The organism is Streptomyces sp. NPDC032822, assembly GCF_055578825.1.
Map to the genome: position 1 here is coordinate 1 of NZ_JBVIOL010000023.1, position 19,195 is coordinate 19,195.

The 19,195-nt window shown below is 72.0% G+C and carries 16 protein-coding genes and 2 pseudogenes; 7 read left to right on the forward strand and 11 right to left on the reverse strand.

Annotated features, from left to right (window positions below; translation table 11 throughout):
- Together ACZ5VD_RS38160 and ACZ5VD_RS38165 are read left to right on the forward strand one after the other, a co-directional pair.
- Window positions 1-240: pseudogene (locus ACZ5VD_RS38160) on the forward strand (ABC transporter); the annotation flags it as partial.
- Entirely contained in the window at window positions 237-1,034 is a 798-nt protein-coding gene (locus ACZ5VD_RS38165) for an ABC transporter permease (RefSeq protein WP_468554990.1), read from the forward strand. The pseudogene ACZ5VD_RS38160 and the gene ACZ5VD_RS38165, both read left to right, overlap by 4 nt.
- Here ACZ5VD_RS38165 and ACZ5VD_RS38170 read toward each other — a convergent pair.
- The 3 genes from ACZ5VD_RS38170 to rraA all read right to left on the reverse strand — a co-directional run bounded on the left by ACZ5VD_RS38170 (window position 1,009) and on the right by rraA (window position 5,842).
- Entirely contained in the window at window positions 1,009-4,149 is a 3,141-nt protein-coding gene (locus ACZ5VD_RS38170; protein WP_468685041.1) for an ATP-binding protein, read from the reverse strand. The genes ACZ5VD_RS38165 and ACZ5VD_RS38170 overlap by 26 nt on opposite strands.
- 230 nt (window positions 4,150-4,379) lie before the next feature.
- On the reverse strand, window positions 4,380-4,886 hold the full coding sequence (locus ACZ5VD_RS38175; RefSeq protein WP_468685042.1) for a lamin tail domain-containing protein: 507 nt from the start codon (window positions 4,884-4,886) through the stop codon (window positions 4,380-4,382).
- A 488-nt stretch (window positions 4,887-5,374) separates the two neighbouring features.
- Entirely contained in the window at window positions 5,375-5,842 is a 468-nt protein-coding gene (gene rraA, locus ACZ5VD_RS38180) for a ribonuclease E activity regulator RraA (protein ID WP_468685043.1), read from the reverse strand.
- A gap of 383 nt (window positions 5,843-6,225) precedes the next feature.
- Between rraA and ACZ5VD_RS38185 the strand changes: the two genes are divergently transcribed.
- Entirely contained in the window at window positions 6,226-6,606 is a 381-nt protein-coding gene (locus tag ACZ5VD_RS38185; RefSeq protein WP_468685045.1) for a MarR family winged helix-turn-helix transcriptional regulator, read from the forward strand.
- A gap of 78 nt (window positions 6,607-6,684) precedes the next feature.
- Here the strand turns inward: ACZ5VD_RS38185 and purU are convergent, their stop codons facing one another.
- Genes purU through ACZ5VD_RS38215 form a run of 6 tightly spaced genes read right to left on the reverse strand, consistent with a single transcriptional unit; the run spans window position 6,685 to window position 12,682 of the window.
- Window positions 6,685-7,551, reverse strand: a complete 867-nt coding sequence (gene purU, locus ACZ5VD_RS38190) for a formyltetrahydrofolate deformylase (RefSeq protein WP_468554984.1) — start codon at window positions 7,549-7,551, stop codon at window positions 6,685-6,687.
- Window positions 7,551-8,171: a sarcosine oxidase subunit gamma gene (locus ACZ5VD_RS38195; RefSeq protein WP_468685046.1), complete on the reverse strand. Its 621-nt coding sequence runs from the start codon at window positions 8,169-8,171 to the stop codon at window positions 7,551-7,553. Before ACZ5VD_RS38195 ends, purU begins: the two co-directional genes overlap by 1 nt.
- Window positions 8,164-11,037, reverse strand: a complete 2,874-nt coding sequence (locus ACZ5VD_RS38200; protein ID WP_468685048.1) for a sarcosine oxidase subunit alpha family protein — start codon at window positions 11,035-11,037, stop codon at window positions 8,164-8,166. Before ACZ5VD_RS38200 ends, ACZ5VD_RS38195 begins: the two co-directional genes overlap by 8 nt.
- Window positions 11,034-11,330 carry a sarcosine oxidase subunit delta gene (locus ACZ5VD_RS38205; RefSeq protein ID WP_468685049.1) on the reverse strand — a complete coding sequence of 99 codons (297 nt, stop codon included), beginning with the start codon at window positions 11,328-11,330 and terminating at the stop codon, window positions 11,034-11,036. Before ACZ5VD_RS38205 ends, ACZ5VD_RS38200 begins: the two co-directional genes overlap by 4 nt.
- Before the next feature lie 12 nt (window positions 11,331-11,342).
- Window positions 11,343-12,563: a sarcosine oxidase subunit beta family protein gene (locus ACZ5VD_RS38210; RefSeq protein WP_468554980.1), complete on the reverse strand. Its 1,221-nt coding sequence runs from the start codon at window positions 12,561-12,563 to the stop codon at window positions 11,343-11,345.
- Complete coding sequence (locus tag ACZ5VD_RS38215; protein WP_468554979.1) at window positions 12,560-12,682, reverse strand: hypothetical protein; 123 nt, start codon at window positions 12,680-12,682, stop codon at window positions 12,560-12,562. Before ACZ5VD_RS38215 ends, ACZ5VD_RS38210 begins: the two co-directional genes overlap by 4 nt.
- A 94-nt stretch (window positions 12,683-12,776) precedes the next feature.
- Between ACZ5VD_RS38215 and ACZ5VD_RS38220 the strand changes: the two genes are divergently transcribed.
- The 4 genes and pseudogenes from ACZ5VD_RS38220 (at window position 12,777) to ACZ5VD_RS38235 (ending at window position 17,309) form a co-directional block, all read left to right on the forward strand.
- Window positions 12,777-13,472, forward strand: coding sequence for a GntR family transcriptional regulator (locus ACZ5VD_RS38220; protein ID WP_468554978.1), 696 nt, complete (start codon window positions 12,777-12,779; stop codon window positions 13,470-13,472).
- A gap of 244 nt (window positions 13,473-13,716) precedes the next feature.
- Window positions 13,717-13,932: pseudogene (locus ACZ5VD_RS38225) on the forward strand (homoserine O-acetyltransferase); the annotation flags it as partial.
- Between the two features lie 90 nt (window positions 13,933-14,022).
- Window positions 14,023-16,329 (forward strand): zinc-dependent metalloprotease, encoded by a 2,307-nt coding sequence (locus ACZ5VD_RS38230; RefSeq protein WP_468554977.1) that lies wholly within the window; start codon window positions 14,023-14,025, stop codon window positions 16,327-16,329.
- Window positions 16,330-16,481: 152 nt separating this feature from the next.
- Entirely contained in the window at window positions 16,482-17,309 is an 828-nt protein-coding gene (locus tag ACZ5VD_RS38235; RefSeq protein WP_468554976.1) for an alpha/beta fold hydrolase, read from the forward strand.
- A 57-nt stretch (window positions 17,310-17,366) separates the two neighbouring features.
- On the opposite strand, the gene ACZ5VD_RS38240 is transcribed toward ACZ5VD_RS38235, so the two are convergent.
- Window positions 17,367-18,011, reverse strand: coding sequence for a ScbR family autoregulator-binding transcription factor (locus ACZ5VD_RS38240; protein WP_468685051.1), 645 nt, complete (start codon window positions 18,009-18,011; stop codon window positions 17,367-17,369).
- A gap of 6 nt (window positions 18,012-18,017) precedes the next feature.
- Window positions 18,018-19,094 (reverse strand): DMT family transporter, encoded by a 1,077-nt coding sequence (locus tag ACZ5VD_RS38245; protein WP_468685052.1) that lies wholly within the window; start codon window positions 19,092-19,094, stop codon window positions 18,018-18,020.
- Window positions 19,095-19,195: the final 101 nt, after the last annotated feature.

Genomic DNA, 19,195 nt, shown 5'->3' on the forward strand with positions numbered 1-19,195 from the left:
GCCACCGCCCTGCGCGAGGTCACCCCCGACGACGAAGCCCTCTCCCTGAACATCCCCAGCGACGGCAGCCAGCGTGAACTGCGCTCCATTCTCGACCGGCTGGACTCGGCCGGCATCGAGGCCGACGAACTGACCGTGCACACCCCCGACCTCGACGACGTCTTCTTCGCCCTCACCGGCACAACCACCGACGCCACGACCACCACCACGCCCAACCAGCCCAAGGAGACCGTCCGATGAGCACCCTCGCCCTCGCCGTCCGCGACTCCTCCACCATGCTCCGCCGCAACCTCCTGCACGTGCGCCGCTACCCGTCCATGACACTGAGCCTGCTGCTCACGCCCATCATGCTGCTGCTGCTCTTCGTCTACGTCTTCGGAGGCGTGATGAGCGCGGGCATCGGTGGCGGCGGCCCGGACCGCTCCGAGTACATCGCCTATCTCGTGCCGGGCCTCCTGATGATGACCATCGGCTCCACCGTGATCGGGGCCGCCATCTCCGTCTCCATGGACATGACCGAGGGTCTCATCGCCCGCTTTCGCACGATGGCGGTCTACCGCGGTTCCGTGCTCGTCGGGCACGTCGTGGGTAGCGTGCTGCAGGTGCTCGCCAGTCTGGTCCTCGTCAGTGTCATCGCGGTGGCCATCGGCTTCCGGTCCACCGACGCCACCGCCCTGGAGTGGCTCGCGGCGTTCGGACTGATCGCCCTGTTCACCCTGGCGCTCACGTGGATCGCGGTCGGGATGGGCATGGCCAGCCCGAACCCCGAGGCGGCCAGCAACATGGCGACACCGCTGATCCTCCTTCCGCTCATCTCCAGCGCCTTCGTCCCCATCGACGCGATCCCGGGCTGGTTCCAGCCGATCGCCGAGTACCAGCCCTTCACTCCGGCCATCGAGACTCTCCGAGGCCTGCTGCTCGGCACCGAGATCGGCAACAACGGGTGGATCGCCATCGCCTGGTGCGTCGGCCTGACCGCGCTGGGCTACCGCTGGTCGACGTCGCTGTTCAACCGCGACCCGAAGGAGAAGTAACCGCCATGACAGCGCGGGCTGCCTCCCGCAACTCGTCCCGCCCCAGGGCGGCGTACTCCGACACCGCGTCGGCGTACGCCGCCCTGGCAGCGTTCCCGGCGGCCCCGACCGCCTGCCGGGCGCGGTCCGCCGACATCGTCGGCTGGAACGAACGCAGCACCCGCAGCCGTTCGGCCAACGCGATCATCCGTGCGGCGGTGGTGTCGCCGGACGCGAGCCCCGCCAGGCCGAGCGCGTGCAGCACCGTCCCGAACACCGGGAGGTCCATCGGCGAGCCGGACGGACCGGAGAGCAGGGTCCGCAACCCCTGCCGCAGTCGGTCGACCGGCTCCGCGACGAGCTCCAGACGCCCGGCGTGCGCGTGCGCTGCCACGGCCACCGCCAGGATCTCCAGCACCCACCGGTCGAAGAAGGGGTCGCCGCCGTCTATCGAGCCGACGGCGGGCAGGGGCTGCACGGCGCTGCGCCACAGGCCCAGCCCGACCTCCGTCAGTCCACGGACGAGCGCTATCTCGGCGCGCCCCAGGAGGGCCATGCTGTAGTCGTCCTGCTGTCTGGTGCCGGCGGCCTCCGCCTGCCGCAGCCAGTACTCGGCCTCGTCCGGGTCGCCGCGCTGGAGGCAGGCGAGGACGAGGCCCCAGCGGATGCCGATGAGGTCATGCTCGTCGCGGAGCCGCAGCAGCGCCTGGAGCGCCGCCTTGAGATGTCCGTACGCTTCCTCGCCCCGCTCCGTCTGCAAGCACAGTTCGCTCAGCCGGGAGTGGCCCATGACCTGGAGGAACGGGTTGTGGACCGGCCCCAGTGCGGCGATGATCCGCCGAGCCGAGGCGAGCGCGCGGTCGATGTCGTGCTCCGACTCCCAGACGTAGGTGGCGACGCACTCGGCGGTGCCGGCGAGCAGCGGCTGCTCGCTGTCGCAGAGGTTCTGCAGCACTTCGTAGTCGGGCGGCAGCATGTCGGGGACCGCGCACAGCACCAGCGCGATGGCGCGCACCAGCGTGTCCGGCGGGGCCGGGGGCAGCCGCCTGAGGGTGACGAGCTGGCGTACGACGTGCGGGCCGTAGCCCATGAACAGGCTCACCGTGCACAACACCGCGGCGGAGCGGGCGACTTCGACGTGTTCGGGCTCGGGGTGGTAGTGCGACAGCGGTGGGCCGGTGTCCGTGGCGAGGGCGGCGAGGCGGGGGTAGCTGGAACCGATGGACCACAGTGCCGCGAGGACGGCCGTGAGGGCGGCTGTGGTGGGGTTGTCCGTACGGGCCAGGGCATACCGCAGGGCCAGTACGAGGTTGTCCTGCTCGGACCTGATCCGCTCCAGGTCGGTCAGCGGTTCCGAACGGAAGAGCCAGTCGTGGTTCGCGACACCGAACTCCCGTGCCCAACCCAGGAATTGACCGACGGCCTCCTCGTCCTCGCCCGCCTCCGTGCGCCGGGCCGCGCTGAACTCCCGTACGGTCTCCAGCATCCGGAACCGCACACCGGCCGGGGTGTCGGCGACGGTGAGCAGCGACTGGTCGGCCAACTGCTCCAGCAGGGACAGCGCGTCCTCGCCGAGGATCTGCTCCGCGGTCTCGCCGGCGAAGCCGCCGGGGAAGACGGAGAGCAGGCGCAGCGCGGCCCTGGCCTCCTTGGCGAGGAGGTTCCAGCTCCAGTCGACGACCGCGTGGAGTGTGCGGTGGCGCTCCGGTGCGTCCCTGGCTCCGCCACGCAGCAGCGCGAACCGGTCGCCGAGGCGGCGGGCGATCTCCGGCACCGACAGCACCCGTACCCGGGCCGCGGCCAGTTCCACGGCGAGCGGCAGCCCGTCGAGGTGGCGGCACAGCCCGGCCACCGCGTCCGGCGGCAGCTCCACGCCGGGCCGGGCGGCCCGGGCCCGCTGGGTGAACAGCTCGATCGAGGTGGCGAGTCGGAGTTCCGGCAGCGCGTACACCGCTTCCGAGGTGAGACCCAGCGGGGCCCGGCTGGTGGCGAGTACCCGCAGGTCCTTGGCGGATGAGACCAAGGCCCGTACGAGGGCGGCGGCACCGTCGACGACCTGTTCGCAGTTGTCCAGGACCAGCAGTGCGGGCCCGGCGCCGAACACGCCGAGGATGCCGGACACCGGGTCGTGGCCGCCCAGGGCGCCGGGTCGTTTCTCGCCCGCCCCGAGTGCGGAGGCCACCTCCGCGACGACGTCCTCGTCCGCGGTGACACCGGCGAGCGGCACGAAGTACACCACGCGCTGTTCGGCCCGGCGGCTGACGGCGTGCGCGAGTCGGGTCTTGCCGAGGCCGCCGGGGCCGACGACGGTGACGGCACGGGAGGCCCGCAACAGCCGCTCGACCTCGGCGATGTCCTCGTCCCGCCCGAGCAGCGGGTTCGGCTCGTGCGGTACGCCGTGCCTGACGGCGGGCGCCTCGCCGGACAGCAACTCCTGCTGTATGGACTTCAGTTGAGCCCCCGGGTCCGTGCCGAGCGTCTCACGGAGCCCTCTTCGGTACGCCTCGTACCGTGTCAGTGCGGCGGAGGGTCCCGCCGTCGCCGCCTCGCCGCGCAGCAGCTCGGCGAGCACTTCCTCGTCGCGCGGATGCTCCGAGGCGGCCACGGCCAGCGGCCCGGCGGCCTCCGCGTGCCTCCCCAGCCTGGCCAGCGCGAGCGCCCGTACACGGACGAGGGTGCCGCGTACGGGGGCACGCTCGGCGCGCAGCGCGGCCACGGGATCATGGGCGTCGCGGTCCCCGTCCGTGGTCCCTTCCCACAGGGCGAGCCCGGCCTCGGCCGCGGCCAGCGATCCCGCGTGGTCCCCGGCCCTGGCCCGGTCCGCGCTCGCGGCGGCGTACAGCAGCAGGGCGGAGCTGTCGACCTGTTCGTCGGCGAGGGCGAGCCGGTATCCGGTCGGCGTACTCGCGATGACATCGGCGCCCCACTGTGCCCGCGCCCTGGACACGAGGACCTGCACCGCCTTGCCCGGCCGCTCCGGCAACTCCTCCGGCCACAGCCCCGCCACCAGTCGCTCGGTACTGCAGCCCGTGCGCAGATCACCGGCGAGCAGCGCGAGGAGACCACGGAGCCGGGGCGCGGTGACCTCCTGTCCGCGACAGGCGACACGCGAGAGCAGGGTCAGGTCGGTAGTCACCCGTGCACATTAGCCAAGACGCCGACCACCGGGACCGCCGCCGCGAGGGTGGCCCTGCCCCACGCGTGTCCGAGGTCCGGGCGGTTGCCGCAGCCGTGCCAACCGTTCCCGCTCCCGTTCGGCCGTCCCCATGAAGAAAGGCAGCGCATCCCCCCAGGGATGCGCCGCCAAGGCGTCAACGCCGCTGATGGTGCCGTGTTACGGCGGTCAGCGACAGCAGGTCCTCCGGGTCAGCGGCGGCCGTGCCCGCCACCGTTGCCGTGGCCGCCACCGTGCCCACGGCCCCAGGAGTGGTCGTCGACGAACCGGCCCCGGTCGTTGCGCAGGGTGGCGGTGTCGGCGTGGTTGTCCCACGCGTAGTCACGGCGGTCCTGGAACAGGTCCGTGCGGGTGTCGCGGCCCTGGCCGGTGTGGATGCGGACCGTGGCGCGCTTGGCCAGGCGGTAGTGATCGAAGGTGTAGCTGCGGCCGTCCTTCTCCTTCAGGGTCCAGCCCTTGAGGTTGATCGCGTGCCGGGTGGTGTTGGTGAGTTCCACCCACTCCTTGTTCAGCGAACGGTTCGAGCGGTCGTCGCGGCCCGGGGAGTCGTACTGGACCGCGGTGATCTCCACCTTCGGGTGGTGCGGGCGAGCGTGGTCGGCCGCGGTCGCCGGCAGCGCCGATGCTCCGACCATGGCGGCGGCCGCGAGCGCGGCGGCCGCCAGACGGCGAGCGGTGACGGGAGCGGAACTGGACACGATGTCCCCCAGAGTGGTGCGGGCACCTTCACCGCCGACAGCCTGCGAGAGGCCGCTGACGGAAGCGGGTGCGCTGTGCGAATCACGACCGGCTTGGTCGCACACACACCGTCTCCGCTCTGTGCGTGAAATGCGAGGGAAACATGGACTGCGTTACCCGTTGCCCATATTTCGGTGACCCTCCCCTGTAACAGGCACGTAAGTCTGAAGTGCACCAGGTTGACGGGATGACAGAATCCACCGCCGTACGGGGATGGAGAGGAAACGTCACCCCAGTTCGGACCGTAGCCGCTCCCGAAACGAGTGCGTCACCCGAAAGTGAGTAACAGCCGGGTCGTCCGGGCGTCACAGGTGTGTCATGCGTGGCCGCCTGCCGAACCCCACACCGCAGGAGCCGAGGGCAGCCCCTTGCACCTCGTCGGCGGTGGGCGCCTCGGGGAGGCCGACGCGGGACGCGCGGCACCGGCCTCCCCCGGGAAAAGGGCGCCTCATTCACGGGTGACGAGGATGCCGTCGGCGTCGCTGTACAGGTGGCAGCCAGGAGTGAAGGTCGCCCCGCCGAAGGAGACTTCGACATCCTTGTCCCCGGCACCGTCTTTGCGGCTCTTGCGCGGGTTGGAGCCGAGGGCCTTGATGCCGAGGTCGAGCACGGACAGTGCCTCGACGTCACGGACGGCGCCGTGGATGACGACGCCCTCCCAGCCGTTGGACACGGCCAGGCCGGCGATGAGGTCGCCCATCAGGGCGGCGGCCGGCGAGCCACCCCCGTCCACGACCAGGACCCGCCCTGCCCCGGGCTCGCCGAGAGTCGCCTTGAGGATCACGTTGTCCTCGTGGCATCTCACGGTCGTGACGGTCCCCTCGAACGACGTCCGGGCACCGAAGTGCCGGAACTGGGTGGTGCACGACTGGAGATCGTCTCCGTACTCGTCGTAGAGGTCGGCCGTGGGCTTCATACCGCAAGCCCGTCCGTTCCGGTGACGCGGTGGACCGACGCCGTCTCGCGAAGCCGTGCGCACACCGCGTACGGGTGCGCGATCGGCTCCGCGAGGTCAACGAGGGGCGACTGACTGAGTGTTGTGGTCGACATGGCTTCCACCCTAGACAGAGCGGTGCCCACCTCGAACAGACGGAGCGTTCCTCGCGGTGGAGGCGAGACCCGAACGCCGCCGGCCCGGTGTCCACTTCACGGGCGCCGGGCCGGCCCCGACTCTCAGACGGCTTCGTCGAGCTTGCCCATGGCCACATCGAAGACGAAGCCCCGGACGAGGTCCTTGTGGACGATGAACAGGTCGGCCTTGATACGGGCCATCGACTGGCGGACGTCAGCCAACTCGCCGTGCATGCCCGCAGGTCGGTCTTCGACAGCTTCACGGCTACCGAGGCGCGCGGCTACCACTACCGCATCCTCGCGGCCCTGCACGAGTTCGGGCCCGCGAGCCAGGCGGAGCTCGGCCGCCGGTGCCGTATCGACCGCAGCGATGTCGTGGCGGCGGTCGGCCAGCTGGTCGAGCAGGGCTTCGTCGACCGGACGCCGGACCCGGACCATGGACGGCGTAACAGGGTGACCGTCACCAGGGATGATGTCCGGCAACTGCGGCGCATGGACGAGCTGCTCGACCAAGTACAGGACGACCTGCTCAAGCCGCTGTCGGCCAAGGACCGGCAGACTCTGACGCGCCTGCTCGGCCGCGCACTCGCCCAGCACGAATCGGAGTGACCGCCGTCCTCGCCGACGTCGGCCGCGCCCCTCGAAGGGGCACGGTGAGCCTCCCGGTGGAGGGAGGTCGTCCGGCCGTCAGCGGAGGATCACCGTACGTCTGCCCTGGACGAACACCCGGCCCTCGCAGTGCCACCGCACCGCTCGGGCCAGGGCCGCCGACTCCGCGTCACGGCCGATGGCGACCAGGTCGTCGGGGGTGTGGCTGTGGTCGACGTCGATGACCTCCTGGGTGATGATCGGGCCCTCGTCGAGGTCGACGGTGACGTAGTGGGCTGTCGCGCCGACGAGTTTGACGCCGCGCTCGTGTGCCTGGTGGTAGGGCTTCGCACCCTTGAAGCTGGGCAGGAACGAGTGGTGGATGTTGATCATCCGGCCGGCCAGTCGGCCGCACAGGTCGTTCGAGAGCACCTGCATGTAGCGCGCCAGCACGACCAGGTCGACGGCCAACGAGTCGACGATCTCCTGGAGTCGGGTCTCGGCCTCGGGTCTGGTCGCGGCGGTGACCGGCACGTGGAAGAACGGGATGCCGTGCCAGGCGACGAGTTCCTCGTGGTCACGGTGGTTGGAGACCACGGCGACCACGTCGATCGGCAGGTCGCCGCTGCGGGTGCGGAAGAGCAGATCGTTGAGGCAGTGGCCGTAGCGCGACACCATGACCAGCACACGACGCCGGGTGCCTGCCGGTTCGAGGTGCCAGCGCATGGCGAACGGTGCCGCTACGGCGGCGAAGTCGCGGCGCAGTCGCTCCGTGGCGCCTTCACCGCCGGACGAGGTGAACTCCACCCGCATGAAGAAGTGACCGTCGCGGCGGTCGCCGAACTGCTGGTTGTCCAGGATGTCGCTGTCGTGCTCGACCAGGAACCGCGAGACGGCCAGCACGATGCCGGGAGCTTCGGGGCAGTCGAGGGTGAGGACGTACTCGACCTGCGGCGAGGTGTCCATCAGGGCACCTCCGGGCCGTGGTACTCGCTCATCGCGTCGATGAGCCAGCGCGCCAGGTAGTCGGCGAACGAGGAGCGCGGGAACAGGCGGTACGTCGGTATGTCGTCGGTCTGCCAGAGCAGCACCGGGACGGGTCCCACCGTGGTCGACACCGCCCGGCCGGGGCCGAAGGTCTGGGGATGCAGGTCCAGGGGGCAGCCCTTCTCCAGCACCTGCCGGGCGGATCGGCCGCTCAGCTCCAGCGTGGTGCGGTTCGCCGAGACGTCCACGACCGAGCCCGGGGCTCCGCCGAGGGTCTCCCTCAACTCCGCGGTGACAGTGGCCCCTTGGGTCTGGGACAGCACGAGCCACTCGTCGGGGCCGAGCCAGAGAACGGTGTGGGGGCCGGATGCGGTGGTGTGGCCGCACTGCCTGGGGAGCGGGGTCCCCAGGGTCTTCTCGATGCGGTCGGCCGCTTCGGAGGCGGGGTCGACGCGCAGGTTCACCATGGTGAGGAACGGCTGCTCGGTCAGTGTGACGCCGCGGGCGCCGGTGACCGTGGCGGCGCTCATCCGCTCGGCCAGATGTGCCAGCGGGCTGCGGCGCAGGTGCACCGGGCCGGCCTCGGTCGACTCAGCCATCGCGCCTGGTCCCTTCGGGGTCGTAGAGGACGAAGTCGGCCACCTCGACGGGCACCAGGTCCTCGCCCACCGGGGCGAGCAGCCTCTCGCCGATCCTGGCCCGGCCGCCGGAGACGAGGGCGAGGGCGAAGGGGCGGCCGAGGGCCGGGCTGTGATAGCTGGAGGTGACATGGCCGAGCATCGGCACCGGCCCGGCCTCGGGGGTGATCGGCACGTCCGGCGCGACGAGTTGAGTGCCCTCGGGCAGTCGGGTCCTGCGGTCGGCCGGCAGCAGGCCGACCAGTTGCCTGCGGTCGGTGCGGGCGGTGTCGGCGCGGGAGAAGGAGCGCTTCCCGATGAAGTCCTTCTGTTTCGAGACCACCCAGGACATGCCCGCGTCCTGCGGGGTGACGGTCCCGTCGGTGTCCTGGCCGACGATGATGTAGCCCTTCTCGGCCCGCAGGACGTGCATGGTCTCGGTGCCGTACGGGGTGATGCCGTAGGGCTGCCCGGCCTCGTGCACCTGCTCCCAGACGGCGTGGCCGTACCACGCGCAGACGTTGATCTCGTAGGCGAGTTCGCCGGAGAAGGAGATCCGGCAGATGCGGGCCGGGATGCCGGAGGCCAGGGTGGTCTCGCGGAAGGACATGAAGGGGAAGGCCTCGGCGGACAGGTCGATGTCCGGCGCGAGGTGGGCGAGGACCTGGCGCGAGCGTGGGCCGACGACGGCGATCGTCGACCACTGCTCGGTCACCGAGGTGCAGTGGACGTCGAGTTCGGGCCACTCGGTCTGCAGCCACTCCTCCAGCCAGTCCAGGACGCCTGCGGCGCCGCCGGTCGTGGTGGTCGTGAAGTAGCGGTCGTCGTCGAGGCGCAGGGTCACACCGTCGTCGAAGATCATGCCGTCGGGCTTGCACATCACGCCGTAGCGGGCAAGGCCGGGCTTGAGCTTCTTGAAGGCGTTGGTGTAGACGCGGTTGAGGAACTCGCCGGCGTCCGCGCCCCGGATCTCGATCTTGCCGAGGGTGGAGGCGTCCATGAACGCCACTCCCTCCCGGGCGGCTCGGCATTCGCGGGCCACGGCCGTGTCCATGTCCTCACCGGGCAGGGGGTAGTAGCGGGGGCGCTTCCACTGCCCGACGTCCTCGAACTCCGCGCCGTGCGCCACATGCCGGCTGTGGAGGGACGTGGTGCGCTCCGGGTCGAACAGCTCGCCGCGTTCGCGCCCGGCGAGGGCGGCGAACGCCACCGGTGTGTAGGGCGCCCGGTAGGCCGTGGTGCCGATCTCCCCCGGCGACGCGCCCGCGCCGAGGGCCTCGGCGATCACCCCGATCGCGTTGACGCCGGACGTCTTGCCCTGGTCGTTCGCCGTGCCGAGCGAGGTGTAGCGCTTGACGTGCTCGACTCCGCGCATACCGGCACCGGTGGACCGCCGGACGTCGGCGACGGTGACATCGCGCTGAAGGTCGACGAAGTGGGTGTCCCAGCCGCCGGGTTCGCCGTCGGGGGCGGGGACCAGCCACAGTGCGCGCGTCGGGCCGGGTTCGCCGTGCGGGGCGGGCGACGGGGCGGGAACCGGGAATCCGGCGTCCGTCGCGGCCCGGGCACCGGCCCGTGCCCCTTCGGCCAGGCAGCCGTCGAGGCCGTACGTCCCGCGGGCCCCGCCGACGATCTGCTGGTCCCGTACGGTGCCGTCGGGGACGAAGGCGACCAGGTCCTCGTCCCAGCGCAGTCGGCCCTGGCGCTGGCTGTGCAGGTGCACGACCGGGCTCCAGCCGCCGGAGACGGCGAGCAGGTCGCAGTCGAACGACCGGGGGTCACCGGTGAGTCGACCGTGCTCGTCGAGGGCCTGGACGGTGACGCCGGTGAGCCGGCCTTCGCCCGCCGTGTCGGTCACCGCGCTGCCCGTCAGCATCCGTGTCCCGGTCGCTTCGGCGACCTCGGCGGCCCGGTGGGACAGTTCGGGGCGTGCGTCCACGACGGCGGCGAGGTCGATCCCGGCGGCGTGCAGAGCGGCGACCGTGTCGTAGGCGCTGTCGTTGGTCGTGCCGACGACGGCCCGCGTGCCCGGGGCCACGGCGTACCGGTTGAGGTAGGTGCGCACGGCCGCGGCCAGCATCACCCCGGGGCGGTCGTTGCCGGCGAAGGTCAGCGGACGCTCGTGCGCGCCGGTCGCCAGGACCACCTGGCGGGCCCGGATGTGCCACAGCCGCTGGCGTGAGACGCCCGTGCAGGGTTCGGGGGCGGCGGTTCCGAGGTGGTCGGTGCGCCGCTGGAGGGCCAGTACGTAGTTGTCGTCGTACGAGCCGAAGGCCGTGGTGCGCCGCAGGACGACGGTCTCGGGGGCGGCGTCGAGTGCCGCGCCGGCCTCGGCGGCCCACCGGAGGTCGGCGGGCGTACCGGAGAGCAGCGAACCGCCGGGCTCCGGCTGGTCGTCGAGGAGGATCACGCGGGCGCCGGATGCGGCGGCGGCGGTCGCGGCAGCGAGGCCGGCCGGTCCGGCGCCGACGACCAGGACGTCGGTGTGCGCGTATTTCTTGTCGTACACGGCGGGGTCGGGGTTCGGGTCGAGGCGGCCCCTGCCGGAGAGTGTGGTTGCCACGAGGCCGTCGTACAGCTCCACGGTCGTGGCCGGGAGCATGCCTTCCGAGCATGAACCGGCCAGTTGCACGAGGGCGTTGGGCTCCTCGACACCCGCGGAGACGATGCCGCGGGGGCGGCCTCGGTAGATCGACGGGGCGGTCTCGACGAGGCCGTTGGCCAGCATCGCGGAGGCGAGGGTGTCTCCGGGGTGCCCGGTGAGTTCGCGACCGTCGACGGTGCACCGCAGCACGGTGGTCCGGTCGACGCGGCCCCCTTGGGGGAGCCGGAAGTGCTGGTCGGTCATCGATTCCCTCCGGCCTGGGGCGGTTCGGGGCGGGGATCGTCGAGCCGGTAGGAGGCGAGCACCGCGTAACTGGCCGTGTCCCGCAGGACGTTGAACCAGCGGCGGCAGCCGGTGCCGTGCATCCACCGCTCGGCGAAGGGGCCCTTGGGGTTGTCGCGGAAGAAGACGTACGCGGACCACTGCTCGTCGGTGAGGTCGGCGGGGTTCTCCGGGTGGGGGACGTGGGCCTGTCCGCCGTAGTGGTACTCGGTCTCGTCCCTCGGTCCGCACCATGGGCAGGTGATCAGCAGCACGGTGTGTCCTCCTCAGTGGGCCACGGCCGCGGCGCCGTGTTCGTCGATCAACGCGCCCGTGGTGAAGCGTTCGAGGGCGAAGGGGGCGTTCAGCGGATGCGGTTCCCCGGTGGCGATGGTGTGGGCGAAGGTCCAGCCGGCGGCCGGGGTGGCCTTGAAACCGCCGGTGCCCCAGCCGCAGTTGACGTAGAGGTTCTCGACGGGGGTGGTGCCGATGATCGGGGAGGCGTCCGGGGTGACGTCGACGATGCCGCCCCAGGTCCGCAGGACGTGCGCCCGGGCGAAGACGGGGAACAGCTCGACGGCGGCGGCCATCTGACGCTCGATCACATGAAAGGAACCGCGCTGCCCGTAGCCGTTGTAGGAGTCGACGCCCGCGCCCATCACCAGCTCGCCCTTGTGGGCCTGGGAGACGTAGACGTGCACGTGGTTCGACATGACGACCGTCGGGTGCACGGGCTCGTGCAGTTCGGAGACCAGCGCCTGGAGCGGATGGGACTGGATGGGCAGCCGGAAGCCGGCCCGCTCGGCCAGCACGCTGCTGTGCCCGGCGGCCGCCAGGCCGACCCGGCCGGCGTGGATACGGCCGCGGTCGGTCTCGACGCCCACGACCCGGTCGCCGTCCTTGAGGAAGCCGGTGACCTCGCAGCCCTGGATCAGGTCCACGCCCATCTCGTCGGCCCGGCGGGCCAGCGCCCAGGCGACGTGGTCGTGCTTGGCGATGCCGGCGCGGGGCTGGAAGGTGCCGCCGAGGACCGGGTACCGGGTGCGCGGCGAGAGGTTGACGATCGGGCAGACCTCGCCGACCTCTTCCGTGCTGAGCCACTCGGCGTCGACGCCGTTGAGGCGGTTGGCGTTGACGCGGCGCATGCTCTCGCGGACGTCCTGCAGGGTGTGCGCGAGGTTGAGGACGCCGCGCTGGCTGAACAGGAAGTCGTAGCCCAGCTCCTCCGGGAGCCCCTCCCACAGCTTGAGCGCGTGCTCGTAGATCGCCGAGCTCTCGTCCCACAGGTAGTTCGAGCGGATGATCGTGGTGTTGCGGGCCATGTTGCCGCCGGCCAGCCAGCCCTTCTCCAGGACGGCGACATCGGTGATGCCGTGGTTCTTGGCGAGGTAGTAGGCGGTGGCCAGGCCGTGGCCGCCCGCGCCGATGATGACGACGTCGTACGAGGAGCGCGGCTCCGGGTTGCGCCAGAGGAAGTCCGGATGCTCCGGCAGCGGCTCGGTGGTCATGCCGCGTCTCCGTTCAGGTGGCGGGAGAGGGAGAACGCGGCAGCGACATCGGCGGCGAGCTCGCCGAGCGGGCGGGAGAGACGGGAGGTGGGCGGGGTGAGCGACGGGTTCGTTGCCATCTGTGCACCCTCCTGAGAGCCAACTAAGGAGCAACTGATATATCAGCCTCTGCGGTAAGGTATGGGAGCTCGCCGGACAGGTCAAGGGGGCCTCATGCAGCAGGTGGCGACGGTGCCCAGGGGCGAGGAGCCCGGAGGCGAGAAGCCCGCGGAAGAGGATCTCTCCCTCGCCGAGCGCGCCTACCGCGCCATCCGCGACCGGCTCGTCATGCTCGACATCCGTCCGGGCGCGCCGATCAACGAGGAACAGCTGGCACAGTCCCTCGGCGTCGGACGGACTCCGGTGCGCGAGGCACTCAAGCGGCTCCAGTACGAACGACTGATCACGACCTACCCCCGACGCGGCACCTTCGCCACCGACGTCAACATCACCGATCTGGCCCATATCTCCGAGGTGCGCCAGGAGTTGGAGCCCCTGGCCGCCGCCCGGGCCGCGCGCCGCGCCACGGCCACGGACCGCGCGACCCTGACGGCCCTGCTACGGGAGCTGGGCGGCGTGGATTCCCCTCGGCACGACGCCGGCGAGCTGATGCGGCTGGACCTCCAGGTCCACCGGGCCATCTACGCCGCCACGCACAACCCGTACCTGGAGGACACCCTCGTCCGCCACGACAACCTGGCCACCCGCATCTGGTGCCTGTTCATCGACCGGCTGTCCGACATGGCCGGCCACGTCGGTGAGCACGGAGCGTTGATCGAGGCGATCGTCTCCGGTGAGCCCGAGAAGGCGGCACGGCTCGCCCGTGCGCACGTCGAGGGCTTCGAACAGGCCATCCGCGACGCCATCTGAGCCACTGCGCGCCGGGCCCCGGAGGGCTGGGCGTCGGTGTGCGGCGCCGCGCGGGTCCCCCGGGCGCATGCCGGGCCGGTCCCCCAGGGTGATCCACGGGTGCGGGCGGGGGCGTCCCGGTGCCGCGGGTCGACTTCGCGGACACGGGCGTGGCACCCATGTCCCGGGGCGCGGTGCGGATCTCCGCCCGGGTCGGCGACACCGGGGCGAGGCGAGGTTCTCGCAGCCGAGCAGGACCGACCTCGGCGGCACACGCGCCGCCCTGCGCCGCGTGACCGCCAGGACTCTTGTCGCCGGAGTAGGCTCGGACCGCCTCTACCCCCTCACCCAGCAGGCAGAACTGGCCGCCGCGATCCCCACAGCGGATCACGTCCGAGTGATCGAATCCCCCTACGGGCACGACGGCTTCCTCATCGAAGTGGAGCAGGTCGCCGCACTCGTACGCGAACTCATCGGCTAGCGGGGACCGTTCAGGTCCGCCAGGACACTCCCCGCAGCCGCACGGTCTCCTCTGATGCTCGTTGTCGTCCCACGGAAAGAAGCCCCCGGCATGCCCGGCGAAGACGCCACCGCACCCGACTTCCTCGATCTCGTCGCGGCCTCCGACGCCCCGCAGGGCCGTCTGCTGCTGGGGATCCGCCACTTCGACGAGCCCTTTCTGCTCACCGTCTCCCTCTCCCAGGGACTCGGCTCCAGCGATCTGTGGCTCGACCGGGGACGGGCGGGCAAGGCGCGCCTCGCGGAGTTCCGCCGGGTCGGCGACCGGGTGCTCTTCGTCGTACGGAACAAGCACTTCCTGACCGTGGGCGACCCGGCCGCCGTGCGTGCCGGTGCGGAGTCCTTCGCCCCGTCCGTGATCTGGAGCGCGCCGGTGCTGCGGGAGGAGAACGGCACGGTGGTCGTGGACGCGACCGAGCTGGTGGTGGCCGATCACGACCGCGTCGCCGAGCATCTGCACGAGCACGACCAGGGCGACTACGCGATCGACGAGTCGGCCAGTCTGCCGCTCCTGGCCGACAGCCGCACCGGCCCGGGCGCCACCCGCCTCCCGGCTCTGCTCACCTTCCGCGGCCCCGGCCGGGGCGGCGCGGTCCGGGCCGTGGCCGCCGACCCGCGCGCCCTCACGCTCGTCCAGCAGCTGGCCTTCATCCGGCTGCCCAACGAGCCCTGGCCCGCCCGGCGTTACCACCCCGCCTCGGGCGGATACGGCATCGGCCACGCGGACCACGGCCTGGTCGGACGGGCCGGCACCCAGGTCAGGTTCCAGCCCCGGTTCCGCGTCGGAGCGCCTGGCTCCGGGCGTCCGATCGTCTTCGTGGTCGACCCTGCCATCCCCGAGCCGCTGCGCTCGGCGGTCGTCGAGGGCGGCAACTGGTGGCGGGAGGGCTTCGCACGGATCGGCTTCCCCGACGCGTACCGGGTCGAGGCCGGCGGTGACGACTTCGACCCGTACGACCCCGACGTCAACGGTGTGGTGTGGGTGCACCGCGCGGGACGCGGCTGGTCTCTCGGGCAGGGCCTGACCGATCCGCGCACCGGAGAGATCCTGCACGCCCGGGTACGCCTCGGATCACAGCGCGTCGAACAGGTGCGGGCCCTCGGCGAGGCACTCCTGGCCCCCTACGGCCATCCCGAGGAGACCGAACGGCTCGCCGTCGTCGAGGAGTTGGTCCTGTCCCGGCTCCGCCAACTGGCCGCGCACGAGATCGGGCACGCGCTCGGCTTCATGCACAACTACGCCAGTACGCAGCACTCCGAGCCATCGGTGATGGACTACCCGCACGCGCGCCTCTCCGTGACCGAGGACGGAAACCTCGACCTGTCCGCCGCGTACGCCACCGGACTCGGCCCCTGGGACCACTTCCTCGTCGCTCACGGCTACGGCCGCTTCCCGGGCCGGGACGAGGAGTCGGCACTCTCCGGCCTTCGCCGGGGCGCCGCCGAAGCGGGGCTGGTCTATGTCTCCGACGAGGACGGCCACGGCTCCGACGCGGCCCACGCCGACGGTGTCCCGTGGGTCACCACCGGCAACGCCCTGGAGGCACTGGACACGATCCTCCGGGTACGGCGTATCGCGCTGGACGGCTTCTCCCGCGGAGTACTGCCGCCCGACCGGCAGACCGGCGAACTGGAGGAGCGAGCCGTGCTGCTCCAGCTCCTGCACCGCCACGAGGTGACGGCCGTGGCCCGGCTGATCGGCGGGGTCCGGTACACGTACGGCCTGGCGGGTGAGGCCTCAGGCGGCACCGTGCCCGTCGACGCGCCCCTCCAGCGGCAGGCGCTGGCCCGGTTGGCGGGACTGCTGCGTGCCGAACAACTGGCCCTGCCCGCCGCCGTGCTGAACACCCTCACCCCGCCCGCGATCCGCTACGAGCGGACCGGCCAGTACTTCGACACCGGAGCGGGCCGGGTCTTCGACCCCTTCACGGCGGTCCGGGCCGCGGCCGCTGTGGTGACCCAACCTCTGCTGGACCCGGCCCGGCTCAACCGTCTGGCCTGGCAACACGCCACCGATCCGGCCGTGCCCGGCGTCGCGGAACTCCTAGACGAACTCCTCGACGCCACCTGGCTCCGGGACGATCCGGTACCCGCCGACGTCCTGGCCGGCACGACGGTGCAGCACACCGCCGACTGGGCCCTCCTCCACCAGATCCTCCACACCCTCAACACCGGTGCCCTGCACGCCCCGGTCCGGACCCGGATCCGCTCCGTACTGCGCGAACTCGCCGCGGAACTGGGGAAGAAGGACGGCGACCACCACCACGAGGCGGCCGAGCTGGTCACGACCTACCTGACCACCCCCGACGCCGTCCGGCTCGACACGCCGCCGCGCCTGCCGCCGGGAGCGCCCAACTGAGAGGCGGTCGCCGTCGCGGGGGCCTCGGCAGTGCCGCGTCATCCCGTCACCGCCGTCGAGGGAACACGCCGTTTCCCCCGCCCAGCCGTGTCGTTGCCCATAACATGTATGCCCGCTCATGGGCGGATGGCTTGTTCAGGAGGTGCCGTACCGTGCTCAAACTCGTGGAACGCGAGGGTGTCCCGCTCGCTCTCACCCGGCGTGACGGGTCGGGCAGGCCGTTGCTGATCGTGCCCGGGGTGATGGCCGACGCCGCCGGATGGCAGCCGGTCGTGGACGCGCTGGACGTGGCCGGACCGGTCTATGTGCTGAACCGGCGCGGGCGCCTCCCCAGCGGTCCGCTCGGCCCGGACTACTCGATGCGGACCGAGATCGACGACGTGGCCCGGGTGCTCGACGAGGTCCTCGACGCCGAGGGGACGGAGCAGGGGCTGGACCTGTTCGGCTGGAGCCTGGGCGGGCTCGTCGCGCTGGAGACGGCGGCACAACGTACCGGGAGCATCCGCTCACTCACCCTCTACGAACCGGTCGTACGGCCCTTCGGCCGGGAAGCGCTCGACGCCCTGCGGAAGGCCGACGAGGCCGACGACCTGGATCACGCGGTGGAGATCGTGAACCGGGACGTGTCGGGATTCACCGAGGAGTACGTGGCGGGACTGCGCCGGAGCGCCGTCTGGGAGATCCTCAAACCACTGGCCGCCCCGCTGGCGCGGGAGTTGACGGCCCTCAACGACCATGCCGCCGATCTGCGGGCGTTCCGCGGGCTCGACCTGCCCGTCACCCTGCTGCTCGGTGGCGAGAACGAGGGTGTCCCGCCCTACGGCGACGTGTTCGCCGAGTTCGTGTCGGCGCTGCCCCGTGCCCGCATCGTCACCATGCCGGGCCAGGGCCACCTCGCGCACGCCCAGGACCCTCAGGTCCTGGCCCGCCACATCGGGCAGGCGCTCCACCTGGCCGGCCGGCGCGACCCGAACGCCTGACTCCTGTCACGGCCGGGGGCCGTCAACCCTCCGGGCCTCCCGCTCCGCCGGGGTCCGTCACCCCGCCGGGCCTCCCCCTGCGCCGTCGGCCGCCTCCTGGTCGCGGGGCGCAGCCGCGGGCCGACCGGGGATCAGCCCCGGCAACGTGGCGTGCCAGAAACGCTCCAGGACCCCCGGCACCTCCTGTGCGGTCTCCGGCTGACGGGAGAGGATCTGCACGCCCACGGTGACCGCGAGGACGGTGGCGAGGATGTCCTCGATCGCGATGCCCGGCGCGAGGCTTCCGTCGCGCCGGGCATCCTCCAGCAGCCGTAACAGCAGGGCGACCAGCCGACGGCGCAGGACCGGGACGCCTCCTTCGGCACGGTCGCAGCTGACCTGGAACCCGGCCCGCACGACCACGTCCCGGCTCAGCAGGCCGGCCAGTTCACACGTCGTCTCCACCATGGCCGTCAGCGCCGGGCCGGGCTCGCGTGCGCGGGCGGCGGCCAGCCCGTCGAGGGCGCGCGCCGCCTCTCTCTCCAGCGCGGAGGCCAGCGCGTCCTTGTCGGCGAAGTGGAAGTAGACCGCGCCTTTGGAGAGTCCGGCCTCGGCGCTCACCTTGGACAGGGTCGCGGCCTTCAGACCGTGCCGGTCGATGACGTGGGCCGCCGCCCGCACGATGGCTTCCCGTGAGCGGACGGCGCGTTGTTGTGGCGGCACCGGAGGTCAGTTCCCTCTCCCGCCGAGCGGGCGGTCCTCCACGGACGGAGGGAGCGATCCGGGCCGGAGCCGGGCGCCGGTGGGGGCCGCCAGCACGGCTGCGCCGATCAGCAGTACCGCCCCGACCGCGACCGTTCCCCGGTGCGCCGGCGACTCCCCCACCAGCGGCCCCAGGACGAGCGAACCGAGCACCTGACCACTGATCATCCCGAGCCCCGCGGCCAGAACTCCTATACGGCGCACGGTCAGCACGGCGGACAGCACCACCACACAGCCGAGCAGGCCCCCGGTGTAGTGCCACAACGGGCCGGAGCGGGGCTCGGGCAGCCGGGAGAACGCCGCCAGCGCGGCCAGGGCGGCGACCATCAGGGCGGTGCCGGTGGCGAAGCTGAGCAGGACCGCGGGATAGGGGTGCTGTCCCGCGGCCTCGTCCACCCTGCCGTTCACCGCCATCTGCCAGGACAGGGCGCAGCCGGCGAGGAAGGGCAGCACGGCGAGCGCCAGCGTACGGGCCGTGTCCGGGGCCGCCAGCACCGGAATCGCCACGGCGCACACCGCGAGCAGACCGCCCGCCAGCCGGCGCGGGGTGGCCCGGCGTGGAGCACCCGGGCCGAGGCCGAGATGGTCCACCGCCACCCCGCACAGCGTCTGGCCCGAGACCAGCGCCAGCGTGTAGGGGGCCGGGCCGAGCGCGGCGGCGGTCAGTGCCTGGGTGAGGACCATGCTGCCGCCCGCGACACCGCCGAGGCAGTGCCACGGCCGCAGTGTGCGGGTGCGCAGCGCGGTGAGCAGGGTGTCGAACGCCGGCCGTAGCCCCGTGAGGAAGAACGCTGCCGCCGCCGCGACGCAGAGGCTGAGGGTGTTCGACCAGGTGGCCGCCGCCACGGACCCGGTGTGGGCACCGAGTCTGCCGTTGACCACGGACTCCAGGGCCAGCGCGGCGCCTCCGGCGACGGCCCCGGCCAGTGGCAGGGCCCCGGACCGGGTCCCGCCCGGCGCGGGCACCGGCTCGGTCGGCGGCCGGGTCGGTGGCGCCGGGTCGGTCTCCTGGGTCCGAGTGCGCGGCGTGCGGGACAACGGCATGGGTACTCCCGGTGGCGGTGGAGGAGGGTGCGGCGGGCGGCCCACGGGCGACGGCCGGTGCGCCGACGCCGGGCCCTGCGTCGGCGCACCGGGAGGCACTC

Bases quoted from the DNA above. Each gene is read 5' to 3' on its own strand.
- ACZ5VD_RS38245 (WP_468685052.1), bottom strand. From the start codon at position 19,094: ATGCCGTTGTCCCGCACGCCGCGCACTCGGACCCAGGAGACCGACCCG.
- ACZ5VD_RS38195 (WP_468685046.1), bottom strand. From the start codon at position 8,171: ATGGCTGAGTCGACCGAGGCCGGCCCGGTGCACCTGCGCCGCAGCCCG.
- ACZ5VD_RS38200 (WP_468685048.1), bottom strand. From the start codon at position 11,037: ATGACCGACCAGCACTTCCGGCTCCCCCAAGGGGGCCGCGTCGACCGG.
- purU (WP_468554984.1), bottom strand. From the start codon at position 7,551: ATGGACACCTCGCCGCAGGTCGAGTACGTCCTCACCCTCGACTGCCCC.
- ACZ5VD_RS38165 (WP_468554990.1), top strand. From the start codon at position 237: ATGAGCACCCTCGCCCTCGCCGTCCGCGACTCCTCCACCATGCTCCGC.
- ACZ5VD_RS38215 (WP_468554979.1), bottom strand. From the start codon at position 12,682: ATGGCAACGAACCCGTCGCTCACCCCGCCCACCTCCCGTCTCTCCCGC.
- ACZ5VD_RS38220 (WP_468554978.1), top strand. From the start codon at position 12,777: ATGCAGCAGGTGGCGACGGTGCCCAGGGGCGAGGAGCCCGGAGGCGAG.
- ACZ5VD_RS38210 (WP_468554980.1), bottom strand. From the start codon at position 12,563: ATGACCACCGAGCCGCTGCCGGAGCATCCGGACTTCCTCTGGCGCAAC.
- ACZ5VD_RS38230 (WP_468554977.1), top strand. From the start codon at position 14,023: ATGCCCGGCGAAGACGCCACCGCACCCGACTTCCTCGATCTCGTCGCG.
- rraA (WP_468685043.1), bottom strand. From the start codon at position 5,842: ATGAAGCCCACGGCCGACCTCTACGACGAGTACGGAGACGATCTCCAG.